The 12647-nt window shown below is 31.7% G+C and carries 7 protein-coding genes; all 7 read right to left on the reverse strand.

Features of this window, described 5'->3' with window-relative positions:
• Positions 1-15: 15 nt before the first annotated feature.
• The 7 genes from SJY27_RS06655 to SJY27_RS06685 all read right to left on the reverse strand — a co-directional run bounded on the left by SJY27_RS06655 (position 16) and on the right by SJY27_RS06685 (position 12622).
• Positions 16-4893, reverse strand: coding sequence for a DNA repair ATPase (locus tag SJY27_RS06655; protein WP_397447479.1), 4878 nt, complete (start codon positions 4891-4893; stop codon positions 16-18).
• A 258-nt stretch (positions 4894-5151) separates the two neighbouring features.
• Entirely contained in the window at positions 5152-5526 is a 375-nt protein-coding gene (locus SJY27_RS06660; protein ID WP_397447480.1) for a GIY-YIG nuclease family protein, read from the reverse strand.
• Between the two features lie 103 nt (positions 5527-5629).
• On the reverse strand, positions 5630-7699 hold the full coding sequence (locus SJY27_RS06665; protein ID WP_397447481.1) for an SPFH domain-containing protein: 2070 nt from the start codon (positions 7697-7699) through the stop codon (positions 5630-5632).
• Positions 7700-7713: 14 nt separating this feature from the next.
• Entirely contained in the window at positions 7714-8439 is a 726-nt protein-coding gene (locus tag SJY27_RS06670; RefSeq protein WP_397447482.1) for a hypothetical protein, read from the reverse strand.
• Between the two features lie 159 nt (positions 8440-8598).
• A complete protein-coding gene (locus SJY27_RS06675; RefSeq protein WP_397447483.1) occupies positions 8599-9819 on the reverse strand; it encodes a beta-ketoacyl synthase N-terminal-like domain-containing protein in 1221 nt (406 codons plus the stop codon).
• A gap of 176 nt (positions 9820-9995) precedes the next feature.
• Entirely contained in the window at positions 9996-11309 is a 1314-nt protein-coding gene (gene bioA / locus SJY27_RS06680; RefSeq protein WP_397447484.1) for an adenosylmethionine--8-amino-7-oxononanoate transaminase, read from the reverse strand.
• 53 nt (positions 11310-11362) lie between these two features.
• Positions 11363-12622: a Y-family DNA polymerase gene (locus tag SJY27_RS06685; RefSeq protein WP_397447485.1), complete on the reverse strand. Its 1260-nt coding sequence runs from the start codon at positions 12620-12622 to the stop codon at positions 11363-11365.
• Positions 12623-12647: the final 25 nt, after the last annotated feature.

The raw sequence follows: 12647 nt of genomic DNA on the forward strand, positions 1-12647 counted from the left end.
AATACAGTATTTCATTTACTTCTGTAATCCTTTTTTCAAAACTTCTTGAATTCCTCCTAAATGTTCACTGAATTGCATCATTTGTGCTAAGACTTGTGCCATTTCATTTGCATTTCCAAAACCTTTTAGTTTGTTGTTTTTTACAAAAGTCTCTTTTATAGTTGACCAGCGTTCTTTTTCATCCGAAGTTAATAAATTACCCAATTCTTTATATTTTAAGAGATTAGACTCTGCTGCACTTGTTAACGTTTGCGATTCGTTTTCATAATGAGACAACAATAAGGTTTCTAATTCCTTATTATTCATAATCGGAACGATTTTCGCCACCAATTTGTTCATATCTCTATACGAACCCTGTAATTTGAATGCAGGTTCTGTTCTGTTTTGCTCATCCATTGCAGCCGATTTTATGTAGGCAGCATTCACTTCCATCACTACATCTCTAACAATCATTACTTTTTCTAAAACAGAAAGATAATCATTCAATTCTTGTTTGGTGTAATTTCCTTTGAGTTCAATTCCTTCTCTATTTCCTGTTTCTACAATTTTTATGAGTTGATAAATATCATCAAAATGAGTATTGGAAACCTGACTTAAAATGGGATTTGAGGTCAATGAATTTTCAATCAAACTCATTTTAAATAACGATTCAGTATCACCAATAATATCACCCAAATTGTAAATATCTGCTCTATTTGCTAACATATCTGGAATTTGAAACTTGTCTCCGCTTTCTGTATATGGATTTCCAGCCATAATTACACAGAATTTTTTATCTCTAAAATCGTAAGTTTTTGGTTGCCCATTATACACTCCTTCAATTTTACGAGTTCCATCTGCTAAAGAAATAAATTTTTGCAAAAATTCAGGATTACAATGCTGAATATCATCTAAATACAACATTACGTTGTTTCCCATTTCAAAAGCTAAATTCAACTTTTTTAACTCTTCACGAGCTGCAATATTGTTGGCAGACATTGGATCTACAGAAGTAACTTCGTGCCCAATTGCTGGCCCATTTATCTTCATAAAAATAAAACCTAATCTGTTTGCTAAATATTCCATCAGCGTGGTTTTACCATAACCTGGAGGAGAAATTAGCAACAACATACCCATTCTATCTGTACGTTTGTTGCTACCTACACTACCTAATTGTTTGGATAAATTATCTCCAAAAAGTGGCAAATATACTTGATCTATCAACTGATTTCTTACAAAAGAAGTCAACACTCTTGGCAAGAATTCTTCTAATTTTAAGACCTCTTTTAAATCTTCTGTAACTTGGTGTTTTTCTTTTTTATATTGATGAAAACCTGAAAATTCAACTGTAGCAAATTGTGATAATTGGGTTACAAATTTGTGATAATCGAAATGGAGTTCTTGGTTTTTTATAGATGGATGATTGCCTGATAAATTTGTAATGATTTCTTCGGCTTCGATATTTACAATATTTCTAGCAGATTTATCTTCATACAAAAACAAACATACAACTTCATAAATATAAGCTTCATCATTTTTTGATGTCGATTTTATAAAAGACGATATCCACTCAGTGGCCAAATCAATTTTATAAGCTTCATTTTTAATTAATTGAATTTCAGTTCTTAAGCTCTGGATACTTTTTTTATCTTGAATAGCTTTTGAAAATTCTTCAAATAAATGAATTGCTTTTTGACTTACAGAAAAAGAGCTTTCGTTACTCAACTCCTCAAATAAATACGTAGCAATTTCAACTTGAAAAGATTCGTGATAAGCGTTAATATTTTCTAAGGTTTCAGTAAAAGTAGTGTGAATTGATTTCCCTAAATCTTCCAACAATTGAAAATGACTTTTACTTTCTGCAAAAACGGTTAAAACTTCTGCTGATGCTTTAATTTTATCGCTATAAAATGTTCTTTTTTCTTCGGATAAACAATGCCAAAAGAGTTGCGCAAAAGCCCTTATTTTTGGTTGAAACTTTAACAAGCCTAAAGAATTTTCTTTAACCAAAAAGGTTTTTAAAATTTTAAACGCATCAATATCGTGTACTCCTTTTGTATAGCCTTCTGTATAACTTTTTGAAGCTACACTTTTTACTAAATTCAGGATTTCTTCATCACTTAAATTGTATAATTCTTCTACATTATTTTCTTGGGTAATTCTATATGCCAAATAGGATGAACGATACACATTTTCGTTTTCTGAAACAAAAGATTGATCCCAATATTTTTCTGATTTTAGCAGGACTTCATTTTCTATTTCTTGGTAAAAATCAGTACCAGTTAAATGATAAAAAAGTGTTTTGTCTTTATAAACAATCGTTAAATCTAAGACTTGTTTGTTAACCCCAAATTTATGTTTCCCAAACTTGATGACGTTTTCGCCATCTTCATATAAATCTTGTTTGTCTTTTAACTTTCTAGTCGCATCTTCTTTGGCGGTTTTTAAGCCGGTTTCAATCATTTCTGCTTTTCCACCATCATCTAAATCGAATAATTGTTTAACGATGTCTCGCAATTTTCCAATCATTAAATCGGATGCGAAATAGCCGTTAATTTCATTCTGAAGTTTAAAACTTTCCGCTTTTTTAACAACTCCGTTTAAAATACGTTTGGCAGCAGTTTCTAAAGCAACCGCTTTTTTATTTCGGGCTTCAATAATGCTACTTTTTCTTGCCTGAAACGCATTATACACCTCTTCTCTTTTTTCTAGAATATCAGCAATAAATTGGTCATAATCTGCAAATTTACCTTCCAAATCTTCTAATTGAATCGCTACTTTATTGAGCAATTCATCTGTTTTTTCAGGAGTTGTAGCAATGTCTAAATAATTGACAATACTTTGGTCTATCAACTTAATTTTAGCAGCAAAATCTGCACTAGCTTCTGCCGAACTTAAGCTTTTAATTTTATTCTTAATTCCAGCTTTTAATTGATTGATTGTTGAAAATATCAACGAAATCGCATCAATAATTTTTGTGGAATGTGAGGTGTCTTCAATTTCTAAATTAGAAACAATTTCTATCAGCAATTCTAAATCAGCAACAATTTGATTCACCTCCTTTTCTAAGGCTTTAGCATTGATTACTTTTTTAATGTTTTCTAATTCCGTTTCTTTTTCTGCAACTCTTTTATGATAAGGCAGTAATGCTTTTTCATCTAACAGAAAAGCTACACATCGTTGCGAAATAGTGTCTGCTTGCTGTGCTAATTCTTCCTCTAATTTTTCGAGATAAGTAACATCAACATAACGCACTTCTTTAAAGCCGATAATTTCGCCTCGTAAAGTTCTTACTTGAGATAATGCTGCTACAAAATCATCAATAATTTTGAATGAAGTACTTTTTATTTTGCTAAAAAAACGATTTGTTTTTCCAGAAATTTCCTCTGTAATTTTTTTCGCGTTTTTACGCAATTGCACCACTTTATCAAACTCATCTATAGCCGAATTTGCAGCTGCGTTTATGGCTTTTAGTGGAACTGATAATTCATACGTTTTGGGTTCGTTAATCCAATAATAACTATCAATAACATCAAGAGAATTTTTGGCAATATCTTCATACAATCCATCGTAATTATCCTCTTTATTTAAGAGCGTAATTAGCACTTGACATTCTGCCATTGCTTTTACAATATCTTTGTTCCCAATTTTATAGAGCAAAGAATCTTTATGTTCTGAAGGAATTTCTGCACCTTGAATAAATGGTGTTTGCCAAATCTGAATAACGTGATGCCTGGTTTGGTCTTCGCCATCTTTAAAATAACACAATTCGCCATTTTTTAAGAAGGTAAATCCGTTACAAATAATTGGCGTTTTTACTTCTTGCTCAATTACGTTATAAGACATTAAGACATACAATCCTGTTTTTTCTTGATAAAAAACATAGAAAAAATCTTCACCATTTTGTGAAGTAATTTTGTCTTGAAATTTTAAATCAGTTAATTGATTATCGAAGATTTTAAACGCTCCTGATTGTAAATAATATCCGTTAGAAAAAATAATTCCTTGATCATTAGGCAATAAAACAGCAGCATCTTTTACAGTATCAATTTTCTTAACTTCTTGGATTTTATGATTATAGACAAAATAACGTGTTGCTTCTTGAAATGGTTTTATTTCTAAAATGATGAGATTTCCTAAATCTGCAAATCGGTATTGCCCATCATCTAAAGTTTGATCTGGATGTTTAACTGGCTCATCATAAATACCTTTTCCATCGTCTGTATTATTTTCGATTTTGATAGTCAAATCTCCACCAACTGTTTCTACAAAAACCTTATCTAAAATACCAATATGAGGATGTTTGCCATAGAAATGCATATCTCTGGTTACCTCTTGCCATTGGAATTCATACTGATTAGGGAACACATATTCGTGATCACTTCTATTATCAACATAGGTTAAAGTGCTGTCGCTAATTAACCATTTAAAGGTTTTGATATCACTTGTACTTTCACTCAATTGAAAAACCATATGCAAATAATTGCCAATAATGGCGAATTTGCTAAAAATGGTATTTCTGTAATATTTATAAAGATTTGTGAAATCTCTGACGAAAGTTTCGTTTTCTAAAAGACTTAAATTCTTGTTGACGAATTGAGTTCCATCATAAGTATAAATGCTAAAAACATCATCTAATTTAATTTCAGTTCGTAAGCCAAAATGCACATTATAACCAAAAATACTTACATCACCAATTGTAACTAAATCTCTAGCAATACAGCTATTTTCTGTGTTGATTCTATTGTTGGCAATTAATTTGGTTTCTACACTACCAAATACTTTTGAACGTTCTTGGTTTAATTGGCCAAGTCTGTTTTGAAGTGCATCTTTCTGTTTTTGAAGACGACTTTGAATGATTTCGTAGGTGCCTTGCTCGAGAATAGTATTTTTATTTTTTTCTTCTTTTTGCATTTTGTTATTGTTCTTCTGAGATTTCTCCACAAGGTCGAAATGACAAAACTTTAATTTCTTCATTGACCTGTATTTAAAGACTCTATGTTATTTCGAACGAAACGCAGTATAGTTGAGAAATCTCAATCCTCTGCAATAATTTATTATTCTTATTTATACTAAAATAATTTCAATATAATTCATTTCGAGATTCCTCCACAAGATCGAAATGACAAGCAGTATGTCATTTTGAGCGAAATGAAATGGAGTCGAAAAATCTCAAAATTCATCATTTAGAAATTTCCATTCTTTATTTTTAGTTCCAATCAAAAATTCTTTCTTTTTTCTACTCCATTTCTTTATCTGTTTCTCTCTGTCAATTGCGACATCAATATTCTGATAATGTTCAAAATAGATTACATATTTACAATTATATTTGTGTGAAAAATGATTTGAATTCGCTTCGGGATTTGAATGATAGTATAATCTTTCTTTCAAATTATTGGTAATACCAACATAAAGCACCGTTTTTGACTTATTCGTTAATATGTAAACATAATAATTATGAGTACCTATTGTTTTTTTCATTTTACAATTGTAATCTATTTTAATTGAGATTTCTCCACAAGGTCGAAATGACAAGCAATATGTCATTTCGAACGAAACAAAGTGGAGTTGAGAAATCTATTAAATTTAAATTCTATAATTCTTCTAGATTCCTCTGTTCCGCTCTCGCTTCAATCGGAATGACATACTATTAACCCAATTTTTTATCATCTAAGCCTAAACCTTTTGCTAAGTTTAGTAAGTTAGAAAACAAGTTACTCTCATCATTATCAGAAGTTTTCGATTTTAAATCCATTAAAATACTAGCTACAGATAGGTTTTTTAAATCTTCTGATGACACATTGTATTTCGTAGCAAAATCTCTTACTTTTTCTAACAAGTTTCCTTTTACATCATTGCTTCCTAAAATTGCATCTTTTATATCTTGAATGTTTTCAGAATGTTTTGTCAATCTATCAAAACCTTTTGCTTTGGTAATTTGGCCAACAATTTGATCGAAGAACATCGTTTCTCCACCAACAATATCAATATTTGCAGCTTTTAACGCTTCTGCAATTACACTTGCTTGTGCATCTGCAATTTCTTTCTGAATATTAATTTCTGCTAAATCAACTTTTAATTCTTTGTCTAAACGCAACTTGAACTCTTCGTGTTCTTTACCAACACCATCTAATTTCTTCATTGCATTTGCTTTTTCTTCAATTCCAGCAGCATCCGCTAATGCTTTTTCTTTAATTACAGCTGCTTCTGCCATTCCTTCTTTTTGAATTGCAGACGCTTTTGCTTCAATTCCTATTGCTTCCGCTTTTGCTTTTTTCTCAATGATTAATGCTTCAACTAAACCTTCACGTTCGTGTGCATCTGCTTTTGCATGCATTACTTGCGCTTCAGACATACCAATTACAGCTTCTTCTTTAGCAGTTGCTTCAGCTATAATTTTACGTGCTTCTGCTTCTTTTTCACTCGCTTGCTTTTTAGCCATTGCTTCAATATTCAGCTCTTCTGCTTGTTGTATAGCAGCTTGCTTTTGCGCTTCTGCAGCTTTGGTTGTTCTAATTAATTCTTGCTCAGCTGTTGCCTCTGCATTCGTTATTTTTACTTGCTTGTCTCTGTCTGCAGTTTTAAAAGCTTGAATATCTTTCATATTTTCTTGCTCTTGTACTACACCTTTTTCTAAAACAACACGATCTCTAATTACGTCTTGAATGTTCTTTTTCTCAACCTCAACAACTTTCTCTTTTTCTATCTGAGCCAAAGTTACAATTCGCTCTCTTTCAGTAGCTTCTAACATTCTATCTTTCTCTACTCTTTCTGTTTCAACAGCATCTGTACGTTGCTTGTTTTTGGCAGCTACAATTACTTGACGTTGCATATTTTCTTCGGCAACTTGTAATTTTTCTTCTGTAGAAATTCTGGCAGATTCTGACTTTAAACGCTCTTCTTCAGATACTTTTAAAATATTCGCTTCTTCTCTAGATTTGATATTAGCAATCTCTCTTTTTTGCTGCTCTTCTGTTTCAGCCAATTGCTTGTCTAATTCTAAAATGGCTTCACGTGCTTCAACATCTTGCTTACGGATGGTTTTTTCTTCATCACGCATAATTAAGTTCGACTTTACATTTTGAGCCGCTGTTAATTCTGTGATTTTTTTAATCCCTTCAGAATCTAAAATATTATCTGCTTTTAAGAATGAAACTGGAGTTTGCTCTAAATAATCGATAGCACAATCCTCTAAAGTATAGCCATTTAAATCTGTACCAATAATATCTACGATTTCATCTCTAAACTCTCTTCTGGCTTCATAAAGCTCCGTGAATTCAAACTTTTTACCCACTGTTTTTAAGGCTTCAGAAAATTTTGCTTCGAATAAATCTTCTAAGGTTTTAATATCGGAAGCTCTAGCACACCCAATGGTTTGTGCTACTTTTTTAATGTATTCAATTTCATTATTTACGCGTACAAAAAATGCTACTTTAATATCTGCGCGCATATTATCTTTACAAATTAAACCTTCATTACCCAATCTTTCAATTTGAATTTTCTTTACAGAAATATCCATAATTTCTACTCTGTGAAAAACGGGTACTACATATAAACCTTTATCTGTAGCTACTTTAGTTCCTCCAAAACCTGTTCTTACAAGCGCATCTCCTTGCGGAATTTTTTTGTAGAACATTGCAATAATTGCAAAATAAACAATAACGAGGAATAGTATAAGTCCTAAACTGATTCCTATAATTCCTAATAATCCTTCTGGCATAATTTTTTTTGTTTTTAGTTAGTTTTATATGATTGTACGTAATAATAATTCTTGTTTTTACTTTGTTTGACGATTAAAATGGGCTCTTTATAATCAATTTTCACACCACTCAAAGATTTTACATAAATCGCTAATGGTGTATGATCTACAACTACTTCTGCAGATCCCATTTTATCATCTTTAATTTTTGATAAACAAATTCCTCTTCTACCAACAATTTCTATTGGAGCGTCTCCGTTTTTATTTAAATTTTTGAAAAAACTTTTAAATGGAGTTGTAAATATTTTGGTTAAAATCAAGGCTGGAAAAAAGCCTAACAACATAATTATATAACCCAATGAATTCTCAAAATTCCCTGTAATTGTAGTTGTTATGGTAGTTAACATCCACCAGATAAAAATCCAACAAGTAAATGTGAACATAAATGGCAAGCCTATAAAATTGAAGAAAATTAATAGCTTTTGCCACCATTTTAATGACTTTTTTCTGTTTTTTACTTTTACCTCTTTACTGACTTCTGTACTAGAAAAATCTTGAAAATCAACATTTCCACCATCAATGCTGGTATCTACATCAGCATCAATATCGGCGTCAATATCAATATCTACATCCACATCAACGTCCAGATCAAAATCGACTCCAGAAACCATGGTAAGAATCCAGTACAACACTAGAATCAACATCAAAATGGTTAATGTGATGTTTACTGGAGAGAATAATATATCTATTAAGTGATTCAATTTAAGGGTTTTAATGTATTTGTTAATATCAGCAATTTCACTAACGTATTTTGGATACGTTTTTCAAAAAAAAAGGACAACTTGTGTTGAGAAGTTTTTTCATAACATTTCTCTTTTTAAGCCAATAAATATAGTAATTTTTTAACGCAATAAAAGCACTTATTTCGTCAATAAAATAGAAACTGCATTCCCACCAAAACCAACAGCATTCACTAATATCTTTTTCAATTTTTTAGGTTCAAGTTGTTGGTTAGCAAAAGGAACAGCAATTACTTTTTGATGTTGCAACATGAAGAGTGCTAATTCTAGACTTAACAACCCTGAAGCCCCAAAAGTATGACCGAGTTTCCACTTATTAGTAGTTAAAAAAGGAATTTTGTTACAAAATATTTTAGAAATTGCATTTATTTCGGATTGATCTCCTTTTATAGTACCTGGAGCGTGCATTACAATGGCATCAATTTCATCAGGATTTATAGTACCCAAAGCCATTTTCATCGATTTTTGAAAACAATCTGCATTTGTAGAAATAGAAGTGTTGTGTTTTAAAACTTCTGTGGCAAAACCAATACCTGAAATAGTTGCTAAAGCATTTTTTAAGATTCCTTTTTCTAAACAAATGGCTGATGCCCCTTCACCCAAAACCATTGTGTTTTGTTTTTTATTTAGGTCGAAAGATTTGCAGGGATAAGATTCTTTAGTTTGATGAGATTCTGAAACAAGTTCAGAATGTCGCTTTGCGTACACCTTGAGCGCTTGCATTTGTGCAATTGTAAAATCGGTTAAAGGAGCTTCACTTCCACCTACTAAGAATTTATGTGACATTCCTGAATTCATCCAAGCTATACCATTTAACAGCGAATGTAAAGCTGTAGAACAAGTAATTGAATGTGATATTTCTGGACCTGAAGTTTGTAAATCGTGCGCCACCCAAGAAGAAATATTGCCTAAAGTTGTGGTTGGCGAACTTAAGGTAGATGATTTTTGCGTTTCTAAAAACTCTTGATGGTATTTTTCAAACAAATTTGTTGCCCCTCTTGAAGATCCAAAATTGACTCCGAAGTTGTCATTTGAATTCCAATTTGCATTTTTTATTGCTGCTCTAGATACATAAATGGCAAACAAAACTGTATCATCTAACTTTTTATATTTTGAGTCTGAGTTTCTCAACTCATTTATTTTTTGTTGATTTTCTTGAGATAGCTGACCGACAAAAACATTTTTTTTATTGTGCTTAAGTGTGGCATTTCGACCTTTTGGAGAAATCTCTTTTTCAGTTAAAAAGTGTTTATTTGACAAATAATTCTGCCAAATTTCTTTTGGATTACTTCCTAATGCAGAAATGGAAGCGAAAGCTGTTATGGATATGGGTTGATTCATTAATTTACAAAAATAGTATTTCTTCTTAACAAAGACCTCACAGGTTTCTAAAACCTGTGAGGTCTATTTTCGCGTTAAGGATTGAGGCATTGTTGGAGCTCTCCCGATTTTTCATCGGGAAGCGACTGCCGAAAGCCTGCAGTGGTTTGTTGCATATATGCAAACCACTGAACGCCCTAAATAATTGCTAAACTTTCCTCTATAGTTTTATACACTTTTTGCAATTCTTTTTTTGTAATTACATAAGGAACTTGAATGTAAATGGTATTGCCTAATGGACGTAGAAAAACACCTCGCTGCATAAAAAATTGTAATAATTTATCTCGTAAACTTCCATAGCGTTGCATTTTAGTATCTAAATCTAAAGCAAAAATAACCCCTTGAAAACGTGCGGTTTTTACTTTTGGATGTTTGCAAATGTATTCTTGAAAAGCTTTATGTGAGGCTGAAATCGTTTTAATATTTTGTTGAATTTCATCGGTTTGTAACAACTCAATTGCAGCATTTGCAGCTGTACAGGCTATTGGATTTGCACTGTAGGTATGACAATGAAAAAAACCTTTTGCCATTTCGTTACTTAAAAAAGCGGTGTAAATTTTTTCTGTACAACTAGTAATCGCCAAAGGCACTAAACCACCTGTTAAAGCTTTACTTAAACAAATAATATCTGGTTTTGTTTCGATAAAATCGGATGCGAAATTGCGCCCTGTTTTGCCAAAACCAGTCATTACTTCATCTGCAATTGTTAAAATATCATTGGTTTTAAAAAAGTTTAAAATTGCATTTAAACCATTTGCATCGTGAATTTTCATACCTGCTGCACCTTGAATAATCGGCTCGTAAATAAACCCGGCTACTTTATTTTGAGCTACAATTCCTTGAATTTGATTTAGAATTTCTCGATGATTTTTTCTATCAGGAACAGGAATTCGTTGTACATCCATCAAAAAATCTTCAAAAGGCCCATTGTAAACCGATAAACCAGAAACTGACATTGCCCCAAAGGTATCTCCATGAAAACCGTTTTCGAAAGCGATGAATGTGTTTCGTTTTTCACCTAAATTAAAATAATATTGCAGTGCCATTTTAATACCAGCTTCTACCGCTGTTGAACCATTATCATTAAAAAAAATACGATTCTGATTTTGTGGTAAAATTTTAATTAAATTTTCTGATAATTGTATGGCAGGCTCGTGCGTAAAATCGCTAAACATGACTTGATCTAAAACTTGCATTTGTTGATGAACACGACTTGTAATATATTCATTACAATGCCCAAACATACAGGTGTACCAAGAAGAAATGGCATCTATATATTCGTTGCCATTTTCATCGGTTAAGATGCATCCTTTTGCTTTTACAATAGCCAAACTTTCTGGATGTGTTTGATGCTGTTTTAGTGGATGCCAAAGGTGTTTTTTGTCTCTTTTTTGCAGAGCGCCTTTTTCTTGCATTTTTTTAGTTTGGTATGTATTTGCTACTTTTTGCATTCTTTTTAAACTTTTATTACACTGAACTTGTTTCAGGTGCTCACTACATCTTTTTATCTTACCACTAAAACTTCATTAATGTTTGTGGTATATTTAGGCGATAATCGTTCTTGACGCATTTTCCAGGTGCGTTTTAAATCTTGATTTGCCAATTTAATTTTATCTGATTTGTATTTTTTATTCAAACTATCAATAGCAGACATTAAGAGTTTGTGTTTTGGGTTTTCGTGTGCAAACAAGTTAAGTTGAAAATTATCATTAGGCACTAAACCAGAAATAATGACTCCTGCTTTTTTATACTTTACCCCTTTTTTAAAAATAGTTTCTACAGCAGCTACAGCAGCTTTAGCAATAGTTAATGTACTATCTGTTGGATAAGACAACATAACAGTTCTGTTTTCTTTTTGATATTGCTGACTTTTATCAAACCGATTGCTTCTTAAAAAAACATAAATTACATGACAATTTGATTTCTGCTCACGTAATTTTTTGGCACAACTTGCTGCAAAGGTTGAAATACGTTCTTTAATATTATCGATATCTGAATAGGTATTTTCAAAACTACGTGTTGTAGCAATCATTTTTTTAGAGGTAACAGCTTCTTCTAGAGGAATTTTAGATATACCTTGTAAATCTTTTTGCAAGCGCCAACCTACAATAGATAATTCTTTAAGCACCCAATCACTTGAAATTTGCGTAAAATCAAAAGCGGTTACACAACCTTTGGCTTCTAACCTTTTTTGCAAACCTTTACCTATGCCCCAAACTTTACCAATTGGCATCCACTTTAAGGCTTTAATTCTTTTTTCTTCAGAATCAATAATACAAATACCTTTAGATTGCTTTAAGTTAGAACGTGCAATTTTATTAGCAACTTTACTCAATGCTTTTGTAGGTGCAACACCTACGCAAGTAGGTATTCCTGTCCATTTTAAAATTCGACTTCGCATTTTTACAGCATATTCTGCAAAATCGTAATGCTCAAAACCTTTAAATTCTAAGAAAGATTCATCAATAGAATAGACTTCGATCTCTGGAGAAAAATCAGCAAGAATATTCATTACTCTTGCACTCATATCTCCATATAAAGGATAGTTAGAAGATAGTACTGTAATATTTTTCTCTCTACAAAACTGTTCCCACTTAAAAATTGGGGCACCAAAAGGCAAGCCAATTTTCTTAGCTTCATCACTCATAGAAATCACACAACCATCGTTATTACTTAAAATAGCAACAGGTTTGTTTTGTAAATTCGGATTAAAAACCCGTTCACAAGACGCATAAAAATTATTACAATCTACCAATGCAAACATAAAAGTAAAGGTATATAATTTTGTT

Origin of the sequence: Polaribacter sp. R77954, assembly GCF_044595335.1 — a bacterium.
In the GTDB taxonomy this organism is placed as follows: Bacteria; Bacteroidota; Bacteroidia; order Flavobacteriales; family Flavobacteriaceae; genus Polaribacter.